This window comes from Pseudomonas sp. AOB-7 (assembly GCF_003696305.1).
In the GTDB taxonomy this organism is placed as follows: domain Bacteria; phylum Pseudomonadota; class Gammaproteobacteria; order Pseudomonadales; family Pseudomonadaceae; genus Aquipseudomonas.
Window position 1 is genome coordinate 71,086 of record NZ_RFFK01000002.1, and the last position, 23,801, is coordinate 94,886.

General features: G+C 64.6%; 22 protein-coding genes and 1 pseudogene. 19 read left to right on the forward strand and 4 right to left on the reverse strand.

The window, feature by feature from the left end; genetic code table 11:
- Positions 1 to 86: 86 nt before the first annotated feature.
- Both EA796_RS04765 and EA796_RS04770 read right to left on the reverse strand, forming a co-directional pair.
- Positions 87 to 368: a pyrimidine/purine nucleoside phosphorylase gene (locus EA796_RS04765; RefSeq protein WP_003240864.1), complete on the reverse strand. Its 282-nt coding sequence runs from the start codon at positions 366 to 368 to the stop codon at positions 87 to 89.
- A 64-nt stretch (positions 369 to 432) separates the two neighbouring features.
- On the reverse strand, positions 433 to 981 hold the full coding sequence (locus tag EA796_RS04770) for an exonuclease domain-containing protein (RefSeq protein ID WP_021444866.1): 549 nt from the start codon (positions 979 to 981) through the stop codon (positions 433 to 435).
- Positions 982 to 1,077: 96 nt separating this feature from the next.
- Here EA796_RS04770 and EA796_RS04775 point away from each other — a divergent pair, with 96 nt between their 5' ends.
- The 3 genes and pseudogenes from EA796_RS04775 to EA796_RS04785 all read left to right on the forward strand — a co-directional run bounded on the left by EA796_RS04775 (position 1,078) and on the right by EA796_RS04785 (position 2,914).
- On the forward strand, positions 1,078 to 1,950 hold the full coding sequence (locus tag EA796_RS04775) for an NAD(P)-dependent oxidoreductase (RefSeq protein ID WP_122107737.1): 873 nt from the start codon (positions 1,078 to 1,080) through the stop codon (positions 1,948 to 1,950).
- A 74-nt stretch (positions 1,951 to 2,024) separates the two neighbouring features.
- Entirely contained in the window at positions 2,025 to 2,282 is a 258-nt protein-coding gene (locus tag EA796_RS04780) for a YkgJ family cysteine cluster protein (protein ID WP_122107738.1), read from the forward strand.
- Positions 2,283 to 2,297: 15 nt separating this feature from the next.
- Positions 2,298 to 2,914, forward strand: a pseudogene (locus EA796_RS04785) (START domain-containing protein).
- 116 nt (positions 2,915 to 3,030) lie between these two features.
- On the opposite strand, the gene gltA reads toward EA796_RS04785, so the two are convergent.
- On the reverse strand, positions 3,031 to 4,311 hold the full coding sequence (gene gltA, locus EA796_RS04790) for a citrate synthase (protein WP_021442749.1): 1,281 nt from the start codon (positions 4,309 to 4,311) through the stop codon (positions 3,031 to 3,033).
- Between the two features lie 350 nt (positions 4,312 to 4,661).
- Between gltA and sdhC the strand changes: the two genes are divergently transcribed.
- From sdhC to EA796_RS04850, 12 genes are all read left to right on the forward strand, one after another.
- Positions 4,662 to 5,048: a succinate dehydrogenase, cytochrome b556 subunit gene (gene sdhC / locus EA796_RS04795; protein ID WP_177342876.1), complete on the forward strand. Its 387-nt coding sequence runs from the start codon at positions 4,662 to 4,664 to the stop codon at positions 5,046 to 5,048.
- Positions 5,042 to 5,410 carry a succinate dehydrogenase, hydrophobic membrane anchor protein gene (sdhD, locus tag EA796_RS04800; protein ID WP_024308045.1) on the forward strand — a complete coding sequence of 123 codons (369 nt, stop codon included), beginning with the start codon at positions 5,042 to 5,044 and terminating at the stop codon, positions 5,408 to 5,410. Before sdhC ends, sdhD begins: the two co-directional genes overlap by 7 nt.
- A 3-nt stretch (positions 5,411 to 5,413) precedes the next feature.
- Positions 5,414 to 7,186, forward strand: coding sequence for a succinate dehydrogenase flavoprotein subunit (sdhA, locus tag EA796_RS04805; RefSeq protein ID WP_021442751.1), 1,773 nt, complete (start codon positions 5,414 to 5,416; stop codon positions 7,184 to 7,186).
- A gap of 11 nt (positions 7,187 to 7,197) precedes the next feature.
- Positions 7,198 to 7,905: a succinate dehydrogenase iron-sulfur subunit gene (locus EA796_RS04810; protein ID WP_021442752.1), complete on the forward strand. Its 708-nt coding sequence runs from the start codon at positions 7,198 to 7,200 to the stop codon at positions 7,903 to 7,905.
- A gap of 248 nt (positions 7,906 to 8,153) precedes the next feature.
- A complete protein-coding gene (locus tag EA796_RS04815) occupies positions 8,154 to 10,985 on the forward strand; it encodes a 2-oxoglutarate dehydrogenase E1 component (protein ID WP_122107739.1) in 2,832 nt (943 codons plus the stop codon).
- 66 nt (positions 10,986 to 11,051) lie between these two features.
- A complete protein-coding gene (odhB, locus tag EA796_RS04820; protein ID WP_122107740.1) occupies positions 11,052 to 12,284 on the forward strand; it encodes a 2-oxoglutarate dehydrogenase complex dihydrolipoyllysine-residue succinyltransferase in 1,233 nt (410 codons plus the stop codon).
- 66 nt (positions 12,285 to 12,350) lie between these two features.
- Positions 12,351 to 13,787, forward strand: a complete 1,437-nt coding sequence (lpdA, locus tag EA796_RS04825) for a dihydrolipoyl dehydrogenase (RefSeq protein ID WP_021442501.1) — start codon at positions 12,351 to 12,353, stop codon at positions 13,785 to 13,787.
- Positions 13,788 to 14,032: 245 nt separating this feature from the next.
- Positions 14,033 to 15,199, forward strand: coding sequence for an ADP-forming succinate--CoA ligase subunit beta (gene sucC, locus EA796_RS04830; RefSeq protein WP_122107741.1), 1,167 nt, complete (start codon positions 14,033 to 14,035; stop codon positions 15,197 to 15,199).
- Complete coding sequence (sucD, locus tag EA796_RS04835) at positions 15,199 to 16,086, forward strand: succinate--CoA ligase subunit alpha (protein WP_021442499.1); 888 nt, start codon at positions 15,199 to 15,201, stop codon at positions 16,084 to 16,086. Before sucC ends, sucD begins: the two co-directional genes overlap by 1 nt.
- A 430-nt stretch (positions 16,087 to 16,516) precedes the next feature.
- Positions 16,517 to 17,830 carry a branched-chain amino acid transport system II carrier protein gene (brnQ, locus tag EA796_RS04840; protein WP_122108000.1) on the forward strand — a complete coding sequence of 438 codons (1,314 nt, stop codon included), beginning with the start codon at positions 16,517 to 16,519 and terminating at the stop codon, positions 17,828 to 17,830.
- 101 nt (positions 17,831 to 17,931) lie between these two features.
- Complete coding sequence (locus EA796_RS04845) at positions 17,932 to 18,666, forward strand: DUF599 domain-containing protein (RefSeq protein ID WP_122107742.1); 735 nt, start codon at positions 17,932 to 17,934, stop codon at positions 18,664 to 18,666.
- On the forward strand, positions 18,663 to 19,055 hold the full coding sequence (locus EA796_RS04850; protein WP_021442496.1) for an MAPEG family protein: 393 nt from the start codon (positions 18,663 to 18,665) through the stop codon (positions 19,053 to 19,055). The genes EA796_RS04845 and EA796_RS04850 overlap by 4 nt, the downstream gene beginning before the upstream one ends.
- A gap of 44 nt (positions 19,056 to 19,099) precedes the next feature.
- Here the strand turns inward: EA796_RS04850 and EA796_RS04855 are convergent, their stop codons facing one another.
- Positions 19,100 to 19,390: a hypothetical protein gene (locus EA796_RS04855; protein ID WP_178082535.1), complete on the reverse strand. Its 291-nt coding sequence runs from the start codon at positions 19,388 to 19,390 to the stop codon at positions 19,100 to 19,102.
- Positions 19,391 to 19,562: 172 nt separating this feature from the next.
- Between EA796_RS04855 and EA796_RS04860 the strand changes: the two genes are divergently transcribed.
- The 4 genes from EA796_RS04860 to htpG all read left to right on the forward strand — a co-directional run bounded on the left by EA796_RS04860 (position 19,563) and on the right by htpG (position 23,766).
- Entirely contained in the window at positions 19,563 to 20,042 is a 480-nt protein-coding gene (locus tag EA796_RS04860) for a PaaI family thioesterase (protein WP_122107744.1), read from the forward strand.
- Entirely contained in the window at positions 20,039 to 20,485 is a 447-nt protein-coding gene (locus tag EA796_RS04865) for a PaaI family thioesterase (RefSeq protein ID WP_021442493.1), read from the forward strand. The genes EA796_RS04860 and EA796_RS04865 overlap by 4 nt, the downstream gene beginning before the upstream one ends.
- 35 nt (positions 20,486 to 20,520) lie before the next feature.
- Positions 20,521 to 21,768, forward strand: a complete 1,248-nt coding sequence (locus tag EA796_RS04870; RefSeq protein ID WP_122107745.1) for an MFS transporter — start codon at positions 20,521 to 20,523, stop codon at positions 21,766 to 21,768.
- 93 nt (positions 21,769 to 21,861) lie between these two features.
- Positions 21,862 to 23,766: a molecular chaperone HtpG gene (gene htpG, locus EA796_RS04875; protein WP_122107746.1), complete on the forward strand. Its 1,905-nt coding sequence runs from the start codon at positions 21,862 to 21,864 to the stop codon at positions 23,764 to 23,766.
- Positions 23,767 to 23,801: the final 35 nt, after the last annotated feature.

The window sequence follows — 23,801 nt, forward strand, 5'->3', positions numbered from 1 at the left end:
CGCCGTGCGCACCGAGGGCCCCGAGCTTCTGCGGGAGCAAGAAAAAACCGGCCGCGAGGGCCGGTTCTTCGAGGCGCTGCGGCAGCTTAGCGGTATTCGCAGAGGTAGGCGGTGTCCACTGCCACCTTCAGCTGGAACTTGCTGTTGGCCGGTACGGTGAAGTTGCTGCCAGCCTCGAAGGTGCTCCAGCTGTCGCTGCCCGGTAGCTTCACGGTCAGGGCGCCGGCGACTACGTGCATCACTTCCAGCTGGCTGGTGCCGAATTCGTACTCGCCCGGGGCCATCACGCCTATGGTGGCAGGACCTTCGGCCATGGCGAAACCGATGGATTTGACGGTGCCGTCGAAGTACTCGTTGACCTTGAACATCTGCGATTCCTCGGGAGGGTTTAAAAAGGGGCCGCCAGTATGCCCAAGCGCCTTTTCTTCGTCATCAGTCTTTGAGCGGCAGCACCAGCGGCAACAGGCGAGCGGTATTGCGCGCGTCGGTCAGCGCGCGATGCTGCGCCCCCTGGAACTGCAGGCCGGCCAGTTGCAGGGCGCTGTGCAGGCCGATCGGCCGCGGCAGCTGACGGGCCTTGGCGAAGGCCTGCTTGAGGTTCAGGTGCGGCACCGCGGCGAGCAGGCTGGCGAGCTGGTGCCGGCGCCATTCCTGCTCCAGCTGGCGGCGGTCGTAGTCGCCCCAGCTGCTCCAGCCCACCAGCCGCGGCGCGTGTTGGCCGAGCCAGCGCTCGAACTGCGCCCAGACCTGCGGCAGGGGCGCCGCGGCGTCGACCTCGGCCTGGGCGATATGGGTCAGCTCGCGGCAGAAGGCGGTCAGGCAGGGGCGTCGTTGCGGTTTGACGAAACGCTGGAAGTGATCGCGCTCATGACCGTCGGCGCCGACCAGGCTGGCGCCGATCTCGATGATTTCCATTTCCTCGACTGGCCAGCCGCCCTCGTCGGTGGTGGCTTCCAGGTCGATGATCAACCAATGTCCCATAGGCCCTCCCTTGCGTGCGCAGGCAGTATGGAAGGGCTTTCCGGCCAGGGCAAACCCCGTGTTAGGCTCTGCCGTCTATGTCTGGAGGAGGTAGCTATGGCGAAGGTCGCGTTTATCGGCTTGGGGGTGATGGGCTATCCGATGGCCGGGCACCTGGCCCGCAACGGCCATCAGGTGACGGTGTACAACCGCTCGCCGGGCAAGGCCGAACAATGGATGGCCGAATACGCCGGTAGCAGCGCGCCGACGCCGCGCGAGGCGGCCCAGGGCGCCGAGCTGGTGATGTGCTGCGTGGGCAACGACGATGACCTGCGCGGTGTGGTGCTGGGCGAGCAGGGCGCCTTCGCCGGCATGGCGCCGGGCGCCATCCTGGTCGATCACACCACCGCGTCGTCCGATGTCGCCCGCGAGCTGGCGGCGCTCGCCGCCGAGCGCGGCCTGGGCTTTCTCGATGCGCCGGTGTCCGGCGGCCAGGCCGGCGCGGTCAACGGCGTGCTGACGGTGATGGTCGGCGGCGAGGCCGAGGCCTATGCCAGCGCCGAGCCGGTGATCCAGAGCTACGCGCGGATGATCCGTCTGATGGGCGCTGCCGGCAGCGGCCAGCTGACCAAGATGGTCAACCAGATCTGCATCGCCGGCCTAGTGCAGGGGCTGTCCGAGGCGCTGCATTTCGCCCAGCGCGCCGGTCTCGACGCGCACGGCGCGATGGAGGTGATCAGCAAGGGCGCGGCGCAGTCCTGGCAGCTGGAAAATCGCCACAAGACCATGCTGGCCGGCGAATTCGACTTCGGCTTCGCCGTGGACTGGATGCGCAAGGACCTGTCGATCCTGCTCGACGAGGCGCGGCGCAATGGCGCGCAGCTGCCGGTGACCGCACTGGTCGACCAGTTCTACGCCGAGGTGCAGGCCATGGGCGGCGGACGCTGGGATACGTCCAGCCTGCTGGCGCGCTTGCAGCGCGGCCGCTGATCGCGAAAGGCCTCGACTGGCGGCGCGCGCGAAATTAGCATCGCCGCCGTTCTATCCGCATGTCGAGGTTTGTCATGGACTGTCGTGCAGGCTGCGGTGCCTGTTGCATCGCGCCTTCCATCAGCTCGCCGATTCCCGGAATGCCCCAGGGCAAGCCGGCCGGCGAGCGTTGCATCCATCTGTCCGCCGAGCATCTCTGTGCCCTGTTCGGACGCCCGGAGCGGCCGGCGGTGTGCGTCGGCTTCAGCGCCGACGAACAGGTCTGCGGCGATAGCCGCGAGGCCGCCATCCGTCTGCTGGGGTGGCTGGAACAGGCCACGGCGGTGGCCTGAACGCTGGGAGTGTCGATGAAAGGAGGCGTGCGAGGCGCTCTGCTGGGCCTGCTGCTGTTGGCCGCGAGCGCGCCGGCCGTGGAGCTGCAATGGCGGCTGGCCCGGGAGGAGGGTGGTGTGCGCGTGTACCTGGCCGAGGTGCCGGGTTCGCGCTATCAGGCCTATCGCGGCGTGGTCGTCCTGCGCGCCGATATGCCGACCCTGCTCGCCCTGCAGGAGGACGTCGCCGCCTCCTGCGCCTGGACTACGCCTGCAGCGAGCAGCGCCTGCTCGGCAGCGAAGGCGCGCTGAGCTGGATCTACAGCCGTTACGCCACGCCCTGGCCGGTGACGCCGCGCGATTCGGTGCTGCAGGTCGCCACCGAGGTCGGCGCCGACGGCAGCGTCACTCGTCGGCTCACGGCGGCGCCGACGCGCCTGCCGGAGCAGCGCGGCTATGTGCGGCTGCGCAAGCTGGAGGGCATCTGGCGCTTGCGGCCGCTGGGCGAGGGCCAGGTGGAGGTGGTCTACCAGGCGCATACCGAGCCGGGCGGCAGCGTGCCGTCCTGGCTGGCCAACAGCTTCGTCGTCGATGCGCCGCTGCAGACGCTGAAAGCGCTCAAGGCGCTGGTCGAGGGTTCTGGGCGGAAGTAGGGGTTATCCGCGAAGTTCGCGGATAAAACCACCCTGCTGCAGAAAGATCGCCGCATGTACTGCGAGCCAATAAAAAAGGCTGCCATCGGGCAGCCTTTTTCGCGTCGCGCTGGCGATCAGTCGCGGCCGCTCGGCAGGTCGCGCTGCTCGTAGCCGGTGTACAGCTGGCGCGGACGGCCGATCTTGTACGGGCTGGAGAGCATTTCCTTCCAGTGCGAGATCCAGCCGACGGTACGCGCCAGGGCGAAGATCACGGTGAACATGGAAGTCGGGATGCCGATGGCCTTGAGGATGATGCCCGAGTAGAAGTCGACGTTCGGGTAGAGGTTGCGTTCCTTGAAGTACGGATCGTTGCGCGCGATCTCGTCGAGCTTCATCGCCAGTTCCAGCTGCGGGTCGTTGATGCCCAGCTCGGCCAGCACTTCGTCGCAGGTCTGCTTCATCACCTTGGCGCGCGGGTCGAAGTTCTTGTACACGCGGTGACCGAAGCCCATCAGCTTGAACGGGTCGTTCTTGTCCTTGGCCTTGGCGATGAACTTGTCGATGTTCTCGACGCTGCCGATCTCGTCCAGCATGCTCAGCACCGCCTCGTTGGCGCCGCCGTGCGCCGGGCCCCACAGCGCGGCGATGCCGGCGGCGATACAGGCGAAGGGGTTGGCGCCGGAAGAGCCGGCCAGGCGTACGGTGGAGGTGGAGGCGTTCTGCTCGTGGTCGGCGTGGAGGATGAAGATCTTGTCCATCGCCTTGGCCAGTACCGGGCTGATCGGTTTGATCTCGCACGGGGTGTTGAACATCATGTGCAGGAAGTTTTCCGCGTAGTTCAGGTCGTTACGCGGGTACATCATGGGCTGGCCCATGGAGTACTTGTAGGTCATGGCGGCGATGGTCGGCATCTTGGCCACCAGGCGCATGGCCGAGACTTCGCGGTGCTGCGGGTTATTGATGTCCAGCGAGTCGTGGTAGAAGGCGGAGAGGGCGCCGACCACGCCGCACATGATGGCCATCGGGTGGGCATCGCGGCGGAAACCGTTGAAGAAGCTCTTCAGCTGCTCGTGAACCATGGTGTGGTTCTTGATGGTGCCGACGAACTTGGCCTTCTCTTCCTTGCTCGGCAGTTCGCCGTTGAGCAGCAGGTAGCAGGTTTCCAGGTAGTCCGATTGCTCGGCGAGCTGTTCGATGGGGTAGCCGCGGTGCAGCAGGATGCCCTTGTCGCCGTCGATGTAGGTGATCTTCGACTCGCAAGAGGCGGTCGACATAAAGCCAGGATCAAAGGTGAACCGACCCGTGGCGGTCAGGCTCCGCACATCGATTACATCGGGACCCATGGTGCCGGTCAGAACGGGCAGTTCGACGGGGGCATTGCCCTCGATGATCAACTGCGCTTTTTTGTCAGCCATATGTGGCCTCCTAGTTATGCTTGAAATCATCAGACAGCCCCCCACGCAGGGCCCGCACCACTATAGTGGGATAAATCCGAAAGTCAATTTGCGAAAACCCAGGCGGCAGAAGGGTTTCGGCGGGTTTTTCCGCGAAAAAAGGCCGCTATTTACGCCATTTGTTTAGCGCCTGCAATGCGCTTTTTGGGGTAGGCCATTGCATTGTCATTAGTCTGCTAACTGTCTATACTCTGCGCCCGACCGCCAGGGGCTTTGCGGCCATAATCATGGCGGTCGTCACTCCTTGGGTGATGGGTACCTGACCAGTGCACTTCCCAACAACTTTGCCCTGATAGTTAGGGGCTCTCAGTGTGATAAAAGCCGTGAATAGCCAACGACCTGTAAACCTAGACCTTAGGACTATCAAGCTCCCAATCACCGCTTACACGTCCATTCTGCACCGCATCTCCGGTGTCATCCTCTTTGTCGGTATCGCCATCCTGCTGTTCGGCCTCGACAAGTCGCTGACCTCCGAAGAGGGCTTCGCCCAGGTGAAAGAATGTCTGGCCAGCCCGCTGGCCAAGTTCGTGATCTGGGGTCTGCTGTCCGCTCTGCTGTACCACCTGGTGGCCGGTGTACGCCACTTGATCATGGATATGGGCATCGGCGAGACGCTGGAAGGCGGCAAGCTGGGCTCGCAAATCGTCATCGCCGTCTCGGCGGTCGTGATCGTGCTGCTGGGGGTGTGGATATGGTAACTAATGTCACAAATTTCTCGCGTTCGGGCCTCTATGACTGGATGGCGCAACGCGTGTCTGCGGTCGTTCTCGCGGCTTACACGCTGTTTCTGCTGGGCTATGTGATCTGCAATCCGGGCATGGGCTACGCCGAATGGCACGGCCTGTTCTCGCATACCGCAATGCGCATCTTCAGCCTGCTGGCCCTGGTTGCACTGAGCGTGCATGCCTGGGTCGGCATGTGGACCATCTCCACCGACTACCTGACGCCGATGGCGCTGGGCAAGTGGGCGACCGGTGTGCGTTTCCTGTTCCAGGCCGTGTGCGGCATCGCCATGTTCGCGATGTTCGTCTGGGGCGTGCAGATTCTGTGGGGTTTCTGATTCATGGCTAGCATCCGTACTCTCTCCTATGACGCCATCATCGTGGGTGGCGGCGGCGCCGGCATGCGTGCTGCGCTGCAACTGGCCCAGGGCGGTCACAAGACTGCCGTGGTCACCAAGGTGTTCCCGACCCGTTCGCACACCGTGTCCGCCCAGGGCGGTATCACCTGCGCCATCGCCTCGGCCGACCCGAACGACGACTGGCGCTGGCACATGTACGACACCGTCAAGGGCTCCGACTACATCGGTGACCAGGACGCCATCGAATACATGTGCTCCGTCGGCCCGGAAGCCGTGTTCGAACTCGAGCACATGGGCCTGCCGTTCTCCCGTACCGAGCAGGGCCGCATCTATCAGCGTCCGTTCGGTGGCCAGTCCAAGGGGCCGGACAATCCGACCCAGGCGGCCCGTACCTGCGCCGCGGCCGACCGTACCGGTCACGCCCTGCTGCACACCCTGTACCAGGCCAACCTGAAGGCCGGCACCTCGTTCCTCAACGAGTGGTACGCCGTCGACCTGGTGAAGAACCAGGACGGCGCCATCGTCGGCATCATTGCCATCTGCATCGAGACCGGCGAGACCGTCTACATCCGTTCCAAGGCCGTGGTCCTGGCCACTGGCGGTGCCGGCCGTATCTACGCCTCCACCACCAATGCCCTGATCAACACCGGCGACGGCGTGGGCATGGCCCTGCGTGCCGGCGTGCCGGTGCAGGACATCGAGATGTGGCAGTTCCACCCGACCGGCATCGCCGGCGCCGGTGTACTGGTCACCGAGGGCTGCCGTGGCGAGGGTGGTTACCTGATCAACGCCCATGGCGAGCGTTTCATGGAGCGCTACGCGCCGAACGCCAAGGACTTGGCCGGTCGCGACGTGGTCGCCCGTTCCATGGTCAAGGAAGTGATCGCCGGCAACGGCTGTGGCCCGGACAAGGACCACGTGCTGCTGAAGCTCGATCACCTCGGCGAAGAAGTGCTGCACAGCCGTCTGCCGGGCATCTGCGAACTGTCCAAGACCTTCGCTCACGTCGATCCGGTGGTCGCGCCGGTTCCGGTGATTCCAACCTGCCACTACATGATGGGCGGCGTGGCCACCAACATCCATGGCCAGGCCATCACCCAGGACGCCAACGGCAACGACAAGATCATCGAAGGTCTGTTCGCCGTGGGCGAAGTGGCCTGCGTATCGGTGCACGGTGCCAATCGTCTGGGCGGCAACTCGCTGCTCGACCTGGTGGTATTCGGCCGTGCCGCCGGCCTGCACCTGGAAAAAGCGCTGAAAGAAGGCGTGGAAGTCCGCGGTGCCAGCGAGACCGACATCGAGCAGTCGCTGGCGCGCCTGTCCGGCGTCAACCAGCGCAGCACCGGCGAAGACGTCGCCCCGCTGCGCAAAGAGCTGCAACAGTGCATGCAGAACTACTTCGGTGTATTCCGTACCGGCGAATACATGCAGAAGGGCATCCAACAACTGGCCGACCTGCGTGAGCGCATCGCGAACGTCAAGATCGCGGACAAGAGCCAGGCGTTCAACACTGCGCGTATCGAAGCGCTGGAACTGCAAAACCTGCTCGAAGTCGCCGAAGCGACCGCGGTGGCGGCCGAGGCTCGCAAAGAGTCCCGTGGCGCCCACGCCCGCGAAGACTTCGAGGAGCGCGATGACCAGAACTGGCTGTGCCACTCCCTGTACTTCCCGGGTGAGAAGCGCGTGGCCAAGCGTGCGGTCAACTTCGCGCCGAAGACCGTTCCGGCATTTGAACCCAAGGTTCGGACTTATTAAGGGTGACTGATATGTTGCAAGTCAGTGTTTATCGCTACAACCCGGAGAAGGACGCCGCTCCGTTCATGCAGGACTTCCAGGTCGACACCGGCGGCAAGGACGTCATGGTTCTCGACGTGCTGGCGCTGATCAAGGAGCAGGACGAAGGCTTCTCCTACCGTCGCTCCTGCCGTGAAGGCGTATGCGGTTCCGACGGCATGAACATCAACGGCAAGAACGGTCTGGCCTGCATCACCCCGTTGTCCGCGGCGGGGCTCAAAGGTGGCAAGCTGGTGATTCGTCCGCTGCCGGGTCTGCCGGTCATTCGTGACCTGGTCGTCGACATGAGCATCTTCTACAAGCAGTACGAGAAGGTGCAGCCGTTCCTGCAGAACGATACCCCGGCTCCGGCCATCGAGCGTCTGCAGAGCCCGGAAGAGCGCGAGAAGCTGGATGGCCTGTACGAGTGCATCCTGTGCGCCTGCTGCTCGACCAGCTGCCCGTCGTTCTGGTGGAACCCGGACAAGTTCCTCGGTCCGGCCGCGCTGCTGCAGGCCTATCGCTTCCTGGCCGACAGCCGCGACACCAAGACCGCCGAGCGTCTGGCCTCGCTGGATGATCCGTTCAGCGTGTTCCGCTGCCGCGGCATCATGAACTGCGTGAACGTGTGCCCCAAGGGTCTGAACCCGACCAAGGCCATCGGTCACGTACGCAACATGCTGCTGCAGAGCGGTACCTGATTCGCAAGTTGCTGTACCCGTAACACCTGCGAGCCCGGCTTCGGCCGGTCTCGCAGTAAAGCTAGAACCGCAGCCCACAAAGCCGCGGTTCCTACTCGAAAAATATGACGACCAGCAGGGGCATCCGGGCTGGTACCCGGACTATCTGCGGGAACCGAAGTGGCTTTATCCGAGTCGCAGCACCAGGGCTCGGGTACGACCATGCGGTGTCCACGCCGGTGGTGTCCCCTTACCGAGGGTGACCAAGCATGCAAGAAAGCGTGATGCAGCGCATGTGGGACAGTGCCCACCTATCCGGTGGCAACGCTGCCTACGTGGAAGAGCTCTACGAGCTCTACCTGCACGATCCCAACGCTGTGCCAGAAGAGTGGCGCACTTACTTCCAGAAGTTGCCGACCGACGGCAGCGCCGCAACGGACGTGTCGCATTCGACCATCCGCGACCACTTCGTCCTGCTCGCCAAGAATTCGCGTCGTGCCCAGCCGGTTTCCGCGGGAACCGTGAGCAGCGAGCACGAGAAGAAGCAGGTGGAAGTGCTGCGTCTGATCCAGGCCTATCGCGTGCGTGGCCATCAGGCCGCCCAGCTCGACCCGCTGGGGCTGTGGGTGCGCACTGCGCCGTCCGACTTGTCGATCACCCACTACGGTCTGACCGACGCCGATCTGGACACCACCTTCCGCACCGGCGAACTGTACATCGGCAAAGAGGAGGCAACGCTACGCGAAATTCGCGATGCGCTGCAGCAGACATATTGTCGCACCATCGGCGCCGAGTTCATGCACATCGTCGACTCCGGTCAGCGCCACTGGTTCGCCCAGCGCCTGGAAAGCGTGCGCGGTCGTCCGCAGTTCTCTGCCGAGGTGCGGGCACACGTGCTCGAGCGCGTCACCGCTGCCGAAGGCCTGGAAAAATACCTGGGCACCAAATACCCGGGCACCAAGCGTTTCGGCCTGGAAGGCGGCGAAAGCCTGATCCCCATGCTGGACGAGATCATCCAGCGCTCGGGTTCCTACGGCACTAAGGAAATCGTCATCGGCATGGCCCACCGCGGCCGCCTCAACGTGCTGGTCAACACCTTCGGCAAGAACCCGCGCGACCTGTTCGACGAGTTCGAGGGCAAGAAGACCGAAGGCCTGTCGTCCGGCGACGTGAAGTACCACCAGGGCTTCTCCTCCAACGTCATGACCGCCGGCGGTGAAGTGCACCTGGCGCTGGCGTTCAACCCCTCGCACCTGGAGATCGTCTCCCCGGTGGTCGAGGGTTCGGTGCGTGCCCGCCAGGATCGTCGCAACGACGCCGCTGGCGACAAGGTGCTGCCGATCTCCATCCACGGCGACGCGGCCTTCGCCGGCCAGGGCGTGGTCATGGAAACCTTCCAGATGTCGCAGACCCGTGGCTACAAGACGGGCGGCACCATCCACATCGTGATCAACAACCAGGTCGGTTTCACCACCAGCCGTCCGGAAGACTCGCGCTCGACCGAATACGCCACTGACGTGGCGAAGATGATCCAGGCGCCGATCTTCCACGTGAACGGCGACGATCCGGAAGCCGTGCTGTTCGTCACCCAGCTGGCCGTCGACTACCGCATGCAGTACAAGCGCGACGTGGTCATCGACCTGGTCTGCTACCGTCGTCGTGGCCACAACGAGGCCGACGAGCCGAACGGCACCCAGCCGCTGATGTACCAGCAGATCGCCAAGCAGCGCACCACCCGCGAACTCTACGCCGACGCCCTGGTTGCTGCCGGCGTGCAGAGCAGCGACGAGGTGCAGGCCAAGATCGACGAGTACCGCACTGCGCTGGACAACGGCCAGCACGTGGTCAAGAGCCTGGTCAAGGAGCCGAACAAGGAGCTGTTCGTCGACTGGCGTCCGTACCTGGGCCATGCCTGGACCGCTCGTCACGACACCCGCTTCGATCTGAAGACCCTGCAGGATCTGTCCGCCAAGCTGCTGGAAATCCCCGAGGGTTTCCTGGTTCAGCGCCAGGTGGCGAAGATTCTCGAGGATCGCCAGAAGATGGGCGCAGGTGGTCTGCCGATCAACTGGGGCTACGCCGAAACCATGGCCTACGCCACCCTGTTGTTCGAAGGCCACCCGATCCGCATGACCGGCCAGGACATCGGCCGTGGCACCTTCTCGCACCGTCACGCGGTGCTGCACAACCAGAAGGACGCCAGCACCTATGTGGCGCTGAAGAACCTCTACGAAGGGCAGCCGAAGTTCGAGCTGTACGACTCCTTCCTCTCCGAGGAAGCGGTACTGGCCTTCGAATACGGCTACTCGACCACCGTGCCGAACGCGCTGGTGATCTGGGAAGCCCAGTTCGGCGACTTCGCCAACGGTGCCCAGGTGGTGTTCGACCAGTTCATCTCCAGCGGCGAGCACAAATGGGGGCGCCTCTGCGGCCTGACCATGCTGCTGCCGCACGGCTACGAAGGGCAGGGCCCCGAGCACAGCTCGGCGCGTCTGGAGCGTTACCTGCAGCTGTGCGCCGAGCACAACATGCAGGTCTGCGTACCGACCACTCCGGCGCAGGTCTACCACATGCTGCGTCGCCAGGTGATCCGCCCGCTGCGCAAGCCGCTGGTGGTGCTGACGCCGAAGTCGCTGCTGCGCCACAAGCTGGCCATCTCGACCCTGGAAGACCTGGCCGAAGGCTCGTTCCAGACCGTGATCGGCGAGATCGATGCACTCGATCCGAAGAAGGTCGAGCGTCTGATCCTGTGCAGCGGCAAGGTCTACTACGACCTGCTGGAGAAGCGTCGTGCCGAGGGGCGCGAGGACATCGCCATCGTCCGTATCGAACAGCTCTACCCGTTCCCGGAAGAGGATCTGGCCGAGGTGATGGCGCCGTACAAGAACCTCAAGCACATCGTCTGGTGCCAGGAAGAGCCGATGAACCAGGGCGCCTGGTACTGCAGCCAGCACCACATGCGCCGGGTTGCCAGTGCGCACAAGAAGGCCCTGTTCCTCGAGTACGCCGGTCGCGAGGCCTCGGCCGCACCGGCTTGCGGTTACGCCTCGATGCACGCCGAACAGCAGGAAAAACTGCTGCAGGACGCCTTTACTGTTTAACGCCTTCACCCAGGGGGCGGCGGGTGTCGCCTCCTGGTAAAAACCGAATTTAAGGAAACACACACAATGGCTATCGAGATCAAAGCCCCAACCTTCCCGGAATCGGTTGCCGACGGCACCGTGGCCACCTGGCACAAGAAGCCGGGCGATGCGGTCAAGCGCGACGAGCTGATCGTCGACATCGAGACCGACAAGGTGGTGATCGAAGTGCTGGCCGAGGCCGATGGCGTCCTGGCCGAGATCGTCAAGAACGAAGGCGACACCGTGCTCTCCAACGAGCTGCTGGGCAAACTGAGCGAAGGCGGTGCCGCCACCGCTGCTCCGGCTGCCGCTCCGGCCGCCGCTGCTGCTGCTCCGGCTCAGGCCGCCGCCCCGGCTGCCGCTGGCGACGACGCCATCCTCTCGCCGGCCGCGCGCAAGCTGGCCGAAGAGAACGGCATCGACCCGAACAGCATTGCCGGCACCGGCAAGGGTGGCCGCGTGACCAAGGAAGACGTGGTCGCCGCCGTCGAAGCCAAGAAGAACGCCCCGGCCGCGCAGGCGCCCAAGCCTGCCGCCGCTCCGGCCGCTGCCGCTCCGGTCTTCGCCGCTGGCGACCGCACCGAGAAGCGCGTGCCGATGACCCGCCTGCGCGCCAAGATCGCCGAGCGTCTGGTCGAGGCGCAGTCCTCCATGGCCATGCTGACCACCTTCAACGAAGTCGACATGACCGAAGTCATGGCGCTGCGCGCGAAGTACAAGGAGCTGTTCGAGAAGACCCACAACGGCGTGCGCCTGGGCTTCATGTCGTTCTTCGTCAAGGCCGCTGTCGAGGCCCTCAAGCGCCTGCCGGCGGTCAATGCCTCGATCGATGGCAACGACATCGTCTACCACGGCTACCAGGATATCGGCGTCGCCGTATCCAGCGACCGCGGCCTGGTGGTGCCGGTGCTGCGCAACGCCGAGCTGATGAGCCTGGCCGAGATCGAGAGCGGCATCGCCACCTTCGGCAAGAAGGCCAAAGACGGCAAGCTGTCGATCGAGGAGATGACCGGCGGTACCTTCACCATCACCAATGGCGGTACCTTTGGCTCGATGATGTCGACCCCGATCGTCAACCCGCCGCAAGCGGCCATCCTGGGGATGCACAACATCATCCAGCGTCCGATGGCGATCAACGGTCAGGTGGTGATCCGCCCGATGATGTACCTGGCGCTGTCTTACGACCACCGCCTGATCGATGGTAAGGAAGCCGTGACCTTCCTGGTGACCATCAAGAACTTGCTGGAAGACCCGGCGCGTCTGCTGCTGGATATCTAAAAGCCAGTCTCTCCCACGGCGGCCCTGTTCACAGGGCCGTCCGGTTTATTCGAGAAGGAATACGTTATGACCCAGAAATTCGACGTGGTAGTCATCGGTGCCGGCCCTGGTGGCTACGTAGCGGCCATCAAAGCAGCGCAGCTCGGTCTGAAGACCGCCTGCATCGAGAAGTACCAGGACAAGGAGGGTAAGGTCGCCCTCGGCGGTACTTGCCTGAACGTCGGCTGCATCCCGTCCAAGGCGCTGCTGGACAGCTCCTGGAAATACCACGAAGCCAAAGACGGCTTCGCCGTGCACGGCATCGAAGCCAAGGGCGTGACCATCGACGTCCCGGCCATGGTGGCGCGCAAGAACAGCATCATCAAGAACCTCACCGGTGGCGTCGCCGGCCTGTTCAAGGCCAACGGCGTGACCCTGCTCGAAGGCCACGGCAAGCTGCTGGCGAACAAGCAGGTCGAAGTCACCGACAAGGACGGCAAGACCCAGGTCATCGAAGCCGGCAACGTGATCCTGGCTTCCGGCTCGCGTCCGGTGGATATCCCCCCGGCCCCGGTCGATCAGGACGTGATCGTCGATTCCACCGGCGCCCTGGAATTCCAGAGCGTACCGAAGAAGCTGGGCGTGATCGGCGCCGGCGTCATTGGCCTGGAGCTGGGTTCGGTGTGGTCGCGCCTGGGCGCGGAAGTCACCGTGATCGAGGCGCTGGACAAGTTCCTTCCGGCTGCCGACGAGCAGATCGCCAAGGAAGCCCTGAAGACCCTGACCAAGCAGGGCCTGCAGATTCGCCTGGGCGCCCGCGTGACCGGTTCGGAAGTGAAGAAGAAGCAGGTCACCGTGAGCTTCACCGACGCCGAAGGCGAGCAGAAGCTGACCTTCGACAAGCTGATCGTGGCGGTGGGCCGCCGCCCGGTGACCACCGATCTGCTGGCCGCCGACAGCGGCGTGACCCTGGACGAGCGTGGCTTCATCTATGTCGACGACCAGTGCGCCACCAGCGTGCCGGGCGTCTACGCCATCGGTGACGTGGTGCGTGGCGCGATGCTGGCGCACAAGGCGTCGGAAGAGGGCGTGATGGTTGCCGAGCGCATCGCCGGCCACAAGGCGCAGATGAACTACGACCTGATCCCATCGGTGATCTACACCCACCCGGAAATCGCATGGGTCGGCAAGACCGAGCAGCAGCTGAAGGCCGAAGGCGTTGCCGTCAACGTCGGCACCTTCCCGTTCGCCGCCAGCGGTCGTGCCATGGCCGCCAACGATACCGGTGGTCTGGTCAAGGTCATCGCCGATGCCAAGACCGACCGCGTGCTGGGCGTTCACGTGATCGGCCCGAGCGCGGCCGAGCTGGTGCAGCAGGGCGCGATCGGCATGGAATTCGGCACCAGCGCCGAAGACCTGGGCATGATGGTGTTCTCGCATCCGACGCTGTCCGAGGCGCTGCACGAAGCAGCCCTGGCGGTGAATGGCGGCGCCATTCACATCGCCAACCGCAAGAAGCGCTAAGCGGCAGAGGTGGCCGGCCCGTCCGGCCACGCAAGTTGTTGTAAGCCGCCGTGGTAGGCGAGGCGTCGCGTAATCGCCTCATCGCCACGGCGGTGTTTGCAAGCAGAACCACGGCGGGTGGCCCGCGTCGAGTGCTCGACACGCGCCGCGGAAAGCCCGGCGGACTGCTCAGGCAGTCACAGGTGGCGCGGTATCACAAGTACAGCGCCGAATGCGCAATACCTAAACGAAGACGGTAGACAAGCATGAATCTCCACGAGTATCAGGGTAAGCAGCTGTTCGCTGAATACGGCCTGCCCGTATCCAAGGGCTTCGCGGTAGACACCCCGGAAGAAGCCGCAGCAGCCTGCGAAAAAATCGGTGGCACCGAGTGGGTCGTCAAGGCTCAGGTCCACGCTGGCGGCCGCGGTAAAGCGGGCGGCGTCAAACTGGTGAAGAGCAAGGAAGACGCCAAGGCCTTCGCCGCCAACTGGCTGGGTAAGCGTCTGGTGACCTACCAGACCGACGCCAACGGTCAGCCGGTCAGCAAAATCCTGGTCGAATCCTGCACCGACATCGCCAAGGAACTGTACCTGGGCGCGGTAGTCGATCGTTCCAGCCGTCGCATCGTGTTCATGGCGTCCACCGAAGGTGGTGTGGACATCGAGAAAGTGGCCCACGAAACCCCTGAGAAGATCCTCAAGGCCACCATCGATCCGCTGGTCGGCGCGCAGCCGTACCAGGGCCGCGAGCTGGCGTTCCAGCTGGGCCTGGAGGGCGATCAGATCAAGCAGTTCACCCACATCTTCGTTGGCCTGGCCAAGCTGTTCCAGGACTACGACCTGGCCCTGCTGGAAGTCAACCCGCTGGTGATCAAGGCCGATGGCAACCTGCACTGCCTGGACGCCAAGATCAACATCGACTCCAACGCCATGTACCGTCAGCCCAAGCTGCGCGCCATGCACGACCCGTCCCAGGACGATCCGCGTGAAGCCCATGCGCAGAAGTGGGAACTGAACTACGTCGCGCTGGAAGGCAACATCGGCTGCATGGTCAACGGCGCTGGCCTGGCCATGGGCACCATGGACATCGTCAACCTGCACGGCGGCAAGCCGGCCAACTTCCTCGACGTAGGCGGTGGCGCGACCAAGGAACGCGTGACCGAAGCGTTCAAGATCATCCTCTCCGACAGCAACGTGAAGGCCGTTCTGGTCAACATCTTCGGCGGCATCGTGCGCTGCGACATGATTGCCGAAGGCATCATCGGCGCGGTCAAAGAAGTCGGCGTGAAGATTCCGGTGGTCGTCCGTCTGGAAGGCAACAACGCCGACCTGGGCGCCAAGGTCCTGGCCGACAGCGGTCTGAACATCATCGCGGCAACCAGCCTGACCGACGCTGCCCAGCAGGTCGTCAAGGCCGCGGAGGGTAAGTAATGAGCATCCTGATCAACAAAGACACCAAGGTCATCTGCCAGGGCTTCACCGGCTCGCAGGGCACCTTCCACTCCGAACAGGCCATCGCCTACGGCACCAAGATGGTCGGCGGCGTGACCCCGGGCAAGGGTGGCAGCACTCACCTGGGCCTGCCGGTGTTCAACACCGTTAAGGAAGCCGTGGAAGCCACCGGTGCCGAAGCGTCGGTGATCTACGTGCCGGCGCCGTTCTGCAAGGACTCGATCCTGGAAGCGGCCAACGGCGGCATCAAGCTGATCGTCTGCATCACCGAAGGCATCCCGACCATCGACATGCTGGAAGCCAAGGTCAAGTGCGACGAGCTGGGCGTACGCCTGATCGGCCCGAACTGCCCGGGCGTGATCACTCCCGGCGAGTGCAAGATCGGCATCATGCCGGGTCACATCCACCTGCCAGGCAAAGTCGGCATCGTGTCCCGTTCGGGCACCCTGACCTACGAAGCCGTGAAGCAGACCACCGACGCCGGCTTCGGCCAGTCCACCTGCGTGGGCATCGGCGGCGACCCCATCCCAGGCTCCAACTTCATCGATATCCTCAAGCTGTTCCAGGACGATCCGAAGACCGAAGCGATCGTCATGATCGGTGAGATCGGCGGTTCGGCCGAGGAAGAAGCGGCGGCCTTCATCAAGGCCAACGTCACCAAGCCGGTGGTTTCCTACATCGCTGGTGTGACCGCTCCGCCCGGCAAGCGCATGGGCCACGCTGGCGCCATCATCTCCGGCGGCAAGGGCACTGCAGACGAGAAATTCGCTGCGCTGCAGGACGCCGGTGTGAAGACCGTGCGCTCCCTGGCCGACATCGGCAAGGCCCTGGCCGAGCTGACCGGTTGGGAAGTCAAGAAGGCCTAAGCCTTGGTTGACTCTGCGCAAAAAGGCCACCTTCGGGTGGCCTTTTTGTTTGCGTCCGTTCCTGCTGCCTGTCGATGCTGCGCAGGTCCGGGTCGTGGCGGATTCATCCGCAAAGCTCGCAGCGAAATCGCGAATACAGCGGAACGTCGCCCTTCGCTCCTGCAGGAAGGCAGGCGGGCAGGGCAGTTGTCGCTGGAGCCGTGCAACTGTCGGGCATGCGACAGTCAGTTACGCCAGTTCGACAGCTCGTCCGGCGACTGTGCTGCTATCGCGTAAATTTCGTTAGTATCGCAACTATCCGGTGTCCGCGGCGCCACAAGCGCCTGGCGATGCCTGCAGTGGTTCGAGCCAAACGCTCGGGCGACGTTTCCCCGATCCCTGAAGGAAACCCCCGCAACTCTTCGATTTCCTGCTTGTGGTATTCCCCTTTATGACTCGTTTGCAAGGCTCGGACCTCCTGGCCCTCGGCTTCATGACATTCGCGCTGTTTCTCGGCGCCGGCAACATCATCTTTCCGCCCAGCGCCGGTCTGGCGGCGGGCGAGAACCTGCTGCCAGCGGCGCTGGGCTTTCTGCTCACCGGCGTCGGCCTGCCGCTGCTCACCGTGGTAGCCCTGGCCCGCGTCGGCGGCGGCATGGAGCGCCTGACCGCGCCCATCGGCAAGCTCGCCGGCGCCGTTCTGGCGGTGGCGGTGTACCTGGCCATCGGCCCGCTGTTCGCCACTCCGCGCACCGCCGTGGTGTCCTTCGAGATGGGCGTGGCGCCCTTCACCGGCAACGAGGGCCTGCCGCTGCTGCTCTATACCCTGGCCTATTTCGCCGCCGTGCTGTTCCTCTCGCTCAACCCCGGGCAACTGGTCGACCGCATCGGCAAGTACATCACCCCGGTGCTGCTGGCGGCATTGCTGGTGCTGGGCGGCGCGGCGCTGTTCGCGCCGGCCGGCGAGATCGGCACGGTGGCCGACAGCTACCGCGAGGCGCCGCTGGTGCAGGGCTTCCTGCAGGGCTACCTGACCATGGACACCCTCGGCGCGCTGGTGTTCGGCATCGTCATCGCCAGCGCCATCCGCGACCGCGGCGTCAGCGACGCCGGCCTGATCACCCGTTACTCGGTGATCGCCGGGGTGGTCGCCGCCATCGGCCTGTCGCTGGTCTATCTGGCGCTGTTCTACCTCGGTGCCACCAGCCAGGGCATTGCCGGCGATGCGCAGAACGGCGTGCAGGTGCTGACCTCCTACGTGCAGCACACCTTCGGCACCCCCGGCAGCCTGCTGCTGGCGGTGGTCATCACCCTGGCCTGCCTGACCACCGCGGTGGGCCTGCTGACCGCCTGCGGCGAGTTCTTCAGCAACCTGCTGCCGGTGTCCTACCGCAGCGTGGTGATCGTCTTCGGTCTGTTCAGCCTGGGCGTGGCCAACCAGGGCCTGACCCAGTTGATCAGCGTCTCGGTGCCGGTGCTGGTGGGCCTCTATCCGCTGGCCATCGTGCTGGTGGCGCTGAGCCTGGCCAATCGCCTGTGGGTCTCGCAGTCGCTGGTGTTCGTGCCGGTGATGGCGGTGACCCTGGTGTTCGGCCTGGCCGACGGCATCGCCGCGGCGGGCTGGGGCGAGCAGGTACCGGCCTGGTTCGGCCAACTGCCGCTGGCCGATCAGAGCCTGGGCTGGCTGCTGCCGGTGCTGGTGACCCTGGTGCTGGCCGCGGCGCTCGACCGGCTGCTGGCCCTGCGCCAGCCGGCTGCGGCCTGAGTCGTCAGCGCCATCAGAGGCCGCCCATGAGGCGGCCTTTTTCTTGGGCAACCGCCGGGGTGCCCTGGCTATAATCGCCGCCAGTCCTACAAGGAGTTGGCATGCCCATCAGCGATTATTACTTGCCCCATCTACTGGCTGCGCTCTGGTTCGTCGTCTGCTGGGCCGGCTACACCCGCTATGCGTTGTGGAAGGGCCGCGCCACGCCCTGTCTGGCCAGTGTGTTGCACCTGTACCGGGAAGACTGGATGCGCCGCATGCTGTTGCGCGACAACCGCATCGCCGACGCCAACGTGATCGGTAACCTGGAGCGCAACGCCTCCTTCTTCGCCTCCAGCACCCTGATCATCCTCGCCGGCATCCTCACCGTGCTCGGCGCCTCCGACCGCGCGCTGTCGCTGCTGGCCGACCTGCCGTTCGTGCAACCGGCCAGCCGCGAGCTGTCGGAGGTCAAGCTGCTGTGCCTGGGGGTGGTGTTCGTCTACGCCTTCTTCACCTTCAGCTGGTGCATGCGCCAGTACAACTTCGCCGCGGTGCTGGTCGGTTCGGCGCCCATGGTCGGCGAACGGCACGTCACCGAGCAGGAGCGCAAGGCCTTCGCCGAGCGCACCGCGCGGGTCATCTCGATGGCCGCCAACCAGTTCAACCAGGGGCTGCGCGCCTACTACTTCGGCATGGCGACCCTGGCCTGGTTCATCAATCCCTGGTTCTTCATGCTGGTCAGCGCCGGCGTGGTGCTGGTGCTGTATCGCCGCGAATTCCACTCGGATGTGCTGGAAGTGATGGTCTACACCCCAACGCCGGCCGCCGAAGTGGCCAAGGAGAAGAGCGAATGAGTCTGCCGTTCTGGTGCGTCTTCATCAGCGCCCTGCTGATTTTCATCGCCAAGGCCCCGGTGGCCAAGGCGATGGCCGAGGAGGGTAGCGGGCGCTACGACAACCGTCATCCACGTACCCAGCAGAACCGCCTGACGGGCTTCGGCGCGCGCGCCCTGGCTGCCCACCAGAACAGCTTCGAGGCCTTCCCGCTGTTCGCCGTCGGCGTGTTGATGGCCCACGTGACCCAGACCTACGGGGTGCTGGTGGATGTGCTGGCGGTGACCTTCGTGGTCAGTCGGGTGCTGTACCTGCTGTGCTACTGGTACGACCTGCACTGGCAGCGCAGCCTGATCTGGGTGGTCGGCTTGCTGTGCAGTCTGTTGTTGATGCTCAGCCCGGCGCTGTAAAAGAAAAAGGCCCGCATTGGCGGGCCTTTTTCGTTGCTCGGGCCTTACTGGCCTTCGACGGCGTCCTTGGCTTCGTCGCCGGCCTCTTCGATGGCATCGGCGGCGTCTTCGGCGGCGTCCTGAATTTTTTCGCCAGTGGTCGGCTCGGTGCCCATCACTTCGTCAGCTTTCTGTTCGATGGCTTCACCGGTTTCCTTGGCGGCGTCGCCCAGGTTTTCCATGGCTTCAGAGGCTGACTCCTTGGCCGACTCCATCTTGTCTTCCGGGGTCTTCTCGCAGGCGGCGAGACCCAGGGTAGCGGCAAGCAGCAGGGCATAAGTCAGGGGTTTGTTCACGGTCGGCACTCCATGTGTGGAAGTTATAGGCGGCTGGGGTGATCCCATGCGCACCCCGTTGGAGCGAGCGGATGCGCTTAAGTTCCCGGTGCGCCTCGCCGGCCTTGGCCGGGCGGGGCCACGAGGCGTTATCATGCGCGGCCTTTTCCCGTGAAGCAGTAGGGTCGTAGTGATGAGCGAGCAGTCGATTCAGGCGCGTGCGCAGCGGTTTCTCGCCGCCTTGCGTCATTGTCAGGTGCTGGGCATGCGCGTGGAGGCGGCCGACAGCCAGGGACTGACCCTGCGTCTGCCGTACAGCGCGTATATAGTCGGCAACCCGGACAGCGGCGTGATCCATGGCGGCGCCATCACCACGCTGATGGACACCACCTGCGGCATCTCCACCGTCTGCGTGCTGCCGGAGTTCGAGATCTGCCCGACTCTGGACCTGCGCATCGACTACATGCATCCGGCCGAGCCCGGCAAGGACGTGTTCGGTTTCGCCGAGTGCTACCGGGTCACCCCCAACGTCATCTTCACCCGCGGTTACGCCTACCAGGACGATCCCGAGCAGCCCATCGCCCACGTCGTCGGCGCCTTCATGCGTATGGGCAAGGCCGTACAGGGTGGCGGCGAGCTGAAGCAGAACATCCAGCAGGGCGGTGCGGCATGAGCGAACTGAACCTGGAGCAACTGGTGGCCCGCGCCCACCAGCAGAACGACTACGACCCGCTGATCAACCTGATCCCCTACGCCAAGCTGCTCGGCATCGAGTGCCTGCGCCTGGGCGAGGACATGGTGTTTCGCCTGCCGGCCAACCGCGACTGCATCGGCAACCCGGTGCTGCCGGCGCTGCACGGCGGGGTGATCGCCGGCTTCATGGAACATGCCGCCATGCTCCATCTGCTGATGTTCATGGGCATTCCACATTTGCCGAAAATCATCGACTTCTCGATAGATTACCTGCGCGCCGGTCATTATCGTGACACCTACGCGCAGTGCCAGGTCTGGCGCCAGGGCCGGCGGGTCGCCAACGTGGCGATCACCGCTTGGCAGACCACCCAGACCGAGCCGATCGCCACCGCCCGCGCCCATTTCAAGGTCGACGAGCCTTAACGCAGCGCGCCGCAATAACGACAAGGAACCTGTGGATGGATGCGTTGCTGATAATCGGTGGCCTGCTGTTGATGCTGGCCGGTCTGGTCTGGCTGGTGATGCGGGCGTTCGCCACCAGCCTGCTGTGGGGCTGGGGCAGCCTGATCCCGCCGCTGACCCTGATCTACCTGCTACGCCACTGGTCGCGGGCGCGCAGCGCCGTGGCGCTGATCGGCCTGGGGGTGATTCCCCTGGTGGTCGGCCTGACCCTGCTGGCGGCCAAGGATGCCGAGCGCCTGGCGGCGATCATGCGCCTGGACTGGCTCAAGCCCGAGGTACAGGTGCCGGCCGAGCTGGCCATCGAGCTGCGCGGCGAGCTCAACGGCCAGCCGTTCCGCCCGCAACAGGGCGAGCTGATCGACGGCGTGCTCAGCCTGCGCGAGGGCCTGGATTTCTTCGCCCAGCGTGAGCTGAACATCCGCCTGCCCCAGCCGGTCAGCGGCGCGCTGCGCCTCGACGTACTGCCGCAGGACGGCGGCAACCTGCCGGAGGTGGAGCTGAGTTGGCTGCTGCCGGAGCAGGACCTGCCCGAGGCGCGGCGCCTGAGCCGCGGCTATACCCTGCACCTGGATCTGCAACCGCAGGCGCCGAACCGCCTGGTCGGCGATTTCCACCTGGTGCTGCCGCCGCGTTTCAAGACCAGCCTGAGCGGCCGCGTGGAGCTGTACAGCGACCGCCTGCGTTATGAGGACGGCGAAGTCGACCGCCGTTTCGACTCGCGCGACACCATCGCCTATGTGCTGCACGACTACCTGCAGCGGCGTTTCGCCAGCCGCGACGTGCGCGAGCTGAAACTGCCGCCCTTTACCTTCGACGGCGACGAGCTGGAGTTGCCGGTCGAAGCCGTGATCGACGGGCGTGCCGAGCGTCTGCCGATCCGCCTGAGCAAGCGCGACCAGCAGGGCTGGGCAGTGCTTGGCGATCGCTTTCCGCCGCTGCCGACGCTGGCTGCGGCGCCGCCGGCCGCGCAGCCCGAGGCGCAGCCGGTGGAGGAGCGCCTCAGCCGACCGCTCGACCGCCGCCAGCGCTTCAGCCTGGCGCGCCTGCAGCGCAACCCCGAGCAGTACCGCAACCTCAGCATGCGCCTGAGCAAGGCCAGCGGCGGCACGGTGGAGGGGCGCTTCGTCGGCATCGACGCCGACGGCAGCATCCGCCTCAACCAGCAGCTGGGCAGCGGCGCCGGCCAGGCCAGCTTCAGCTTCAAGCCGCAGGAAATCGGCCGCCTCGAATTGCTCGAGCCCTGATTCAGCCAAGCCCTTGAAATCCATCGCACTGCCCCCACCTGTAGGACATCCGCCGCGTTAGTGGCTTAGTCCTGCATGTGGAGTTAGACGACCATGAGTGTGGAAACTCAAAAAGAAACCCTGGGCTTCCAGACCGAGGTGAAGCAGCTGCTGCACCTGATGATCCATTCGCTGTACTCGAACAAGGAAATCTTCCTGCGCGAGCTGATTTCCAACGCCTCCGATGCCGCCGACAAGCTGCGCTTCGAGGCGCTGGCCAAGCCCGAGCTGCTCGAAGGCGGCGATCCGCTGAAGATCCGCCTGTCCTTCGACAAGGACGCCAAGACCGTCACCCTCGAAGACAACGGCATCGGCATGAGCCGCGAGGAAGTCATCGCGCACCTGGGCACCATCGCCAAGTCCGGCACCGCCGACTTCCTCAAGAACCTCTCCGGCGACCAGAAGAAGGACTCGCACCTGATCGGTCAGTTCGGCGTGGGCTTCTATTCGGCCTTCATCGTCGCCGACAAGGTGGATGTGTTCAGCCGCCGTGCCGGCGCCCCGGCTAGCGAGGGCGTGCACTGGTCGAGCAAGGGCGAGGGCGAGTTCGAGGTCGCCACCATCGACAAGGCCGAGCGCGGTACCCGCATCGTCCTGCACCTGAAAAGCGGCGAGGAGGAGTTCGCCGACGGCTGGCGCCTGCGCAATATCGTCAAGAAGTACTCCGACCATATCGCCCTGCCCATCGAGCTGCCGAAAGAGCATTACGGCGAAGACAAGGACAAGCCGGCCGAGCCGGAGTGGGAAACCGTCAACCGCGCCAGCGCGCTGTGGACCCGCCCGCGCAGCGAGGTCAAGGATGAGGAATACCAGGAGTTCTACAAGCACGTCGCCCACGACTTCGAGAACCCGCTGAGCTGGAGCCACAACAAGGTCGAGGGCAAGCTGGAATACAGCTCGCTGCTCTACGTGCCGGGCCGCGCGCCGTTCGACCTGTACCACCGAGAAGCGCCCAAGGGCCTCAAGCTCTACGTGCAGCGCGTGTTCATCATGGACCAGGCCGACGAGTTCCTGCCGCTGTACCTGCGTTTCATCAAGGGCGTGGTGGACTCCAACGACCTGTCGCTGAACGTGTCGCGCGAGATCCTGCAGAAGGATCCGGTGATCGACTCGATGAAGTCGGCGCTGACCAAGCGCGTGCTGGACATGCTGGAGAAGCTGGCCAAGGACAAGCCGGAGGACTACAAGACCTTCTGGAAGGCCTTCGGCCAGGTGCTCAAGGAAGGCCCGGCGGAAGACTTCGCCAACAAGGAGAAGATCGCCGGTCTGTTGCGCTTCGCCTCCACCGCAGGCGAGGGCGACGAGCAGTCGGTGTCGCTGGCCGACTACCTGGGTCGGGTCAAGGAAGGTCAGGACAAGATCTACTACCTGACCGGCGAATCCTACGCGCAGATCAAGAACAGCCCGCACCTGGAGGTGTTCCGCAAGAAGGGCATCGAGGTGCTGCTGCTCACCGACCGCATCGACGAGTGGCTGATGAGCTACCTGACCGAGTTCGACGGCAAGCAGTTCGTCGACGTGGCCCGTGGCGACCTGGACCTGGGCAAGCTGGACTCGGAAGAGGACAAGAAGGCCCAGGAAGAAGTGGCCAAGGCCAAGGAAGGGCTGATCGAGCGTCTGAAAGGCGCGCTGGGCGAGCAGGTCAAGGAGGTGCGCGTGTCGCATCGCCTGACCGACTCGCCGGCGATCCTCGCCATCGGCGAGCAGGACCTAGGTCTGCAGATGCGCCAGATCCTCGAGGCCAGCGGGCAGAAGGTGCCGGAATCCAAGCCGATCTTCGAGTTCAACCCCGGCCATCCGCTGATCGAGCGTCTGGATGCCGAGGCCGACGAGGACCGCTTCGTCGACCTGTCGCACATCCTCTTCGACCAGGCCGCGCTGGCCGCCGGCGACAGCCTCAAGGATCCGGCCGCCTACGTGCAGCGCCTGAACAAGCTGCTGGTGGAGCTGTCCGCCTGACTGGCCAAGCAGTAGAAAAGCCCGCTTCGGCGGGC

What these genes read in the sequence shown, in the direction of transcription:
- EA796_RS04765 (WP_003240864.1), bottom strand. Translation starts at nt 368, where the DNA reads ATGTTCAAGGTCAACGAGTACTTCGACGGCACCGTCAAATCCATCGGT.
- EA796_RS04770 (WP_021444866.1), bottom strand. Translation starts at nt 981, where the DNA reads ATGGGACATTGGTTGATCATCGACCTGGAAGCCACCACCGACGAGGGC.
- EA796_RS04775 (WP_122107737.1), top strand. Translation starts at nt 1,078, where the DNA reads ATGGCGAAGGTCGCGTTTATCGGCTTGGGGGTGATGGGCTATCCGATG.
- EA796_RS04780 (WP_122107738.1), top strand. Translation starts at nt 2,025, where the DNA reads ATGGACTGTCGTGCAGGCTGCGGTGCCTGTTGCATCGCGCCTTCCATC.
- gltA (WP_021442749.1), bottom strand. Translation starts at nt 4,311, where the DNA reads ATGGCTGACAAAAAAGCGCAGTTGATCATCGAGGGCAATGCCCCCGTC.
- sdhD (WP_024308045.1), top strand. Translation starts at nt 5,042, where the DNA reads ATGGTAACTAATGTCACAAATTTCTCGCGTTCGGGCCTCTATGACTGG.
- sdhA (WP_021442751.1), top strand. Translation starts at nt 5,414, where the DNA reads ATGGCTAGCATCCGTACTCTCTCCTATGACGCCATCATCGTGGGTGGC.
- EA796_RS04810 (WP_021442752.1), top strand. Translation starts at nt 7,198, where the DNA reads ATGTTGCAAGTCAGTGTTTATCGCTACAACCCGGAGAAGGACGCCGCT.
- EA796_RS04815 (WP_122107739.1), top strand. Translation starts at nt 8,154, where the DNA reads ATGCAAGAAAGCGTGATGCAGCGCATGTGGGACAGTGCCCACCTATCC.
- odhB (WP_122107740.1), top strand. Translation starts at nt 11,052, where the DNA reads ATGGCTATCGAGATCAAAGCCCCAACCTTCCCGGAATCGGTTGCCGAC.
- lpdA (WP_021442501.1), top strand. Translation starts at nt 12,351, where the DNA reads ATGACCCAGAAATTCGACGTGGTAGTCATCGGTGCCGGCCCTGGTGGC.
- sucC (WP_122107741.1), top strand. Translation starts at nt 14,033, where the DNA reads ATGAATCTCCACGAGTATCAGGGTAAGCAGCTGTTCGCTGAATACGGC.
- sucD (WP_021442499.1), top strand. Translation starts at nt 15,199, where the DNA reads ATGAGCATCCTGATCAACAAAGACACCAAGGTCATCTGCCAGGGCTTC.
- brnQ (WP_122108000.1), top strand. Translation starts at nt 16,517, where the DNA reads ATGACTCGTTTGCAAGGCTCGGACCTCCTGGCCCTCGGCTTCATGACA.
- EA796_RS04845 (WP_122107742.1), top strand. Translation starts at nt 17,932, where the DNA reads ATGCCCATCAGCGATTATTACTTGCCCCATCTACTGGCTGCGCTCTGG.
- EA796_RS04850 (WP_021442496.1), top strand. Translation starts at nt 18,663, where the DNA reads ATGAGTCTGCCGTTCTGGTGCGTCTTCATCAGCGCCCTGCTGATTTTC.
- EA796_RS04860 (WP_122107744.1), top strand. Translation starts at nt 19,563, where the DNA reads ATGAGCGAGCAGTCGATTCAGGCGCGTGCGCAGCGGTTTCTCGCCGCC.
- EA796_RS04865 (WP_021442493.1), top strand. Translation starts at nt 20,039, where the DNA reads ATGAGCGAACTGAACCTGGAGCAACTGGTGGCCCGCGCCCACCAGCAG.
- EA796_RS04870 (WP_122107745.1), top strand. Translation starts at nt 20,521, where the DNA reads ATGGATGCGTTGCTGATAATCGGTGGCCTGCTGTTGATGCTGGCCGGT.
- htpG (WP_122107746.1), top strand. Translation starts at nt 21,862, where the DNA reads ATGAGTGTGGAAACTCAAAAAGAAACCCTGGGCTTCCAGACCGAGGTG.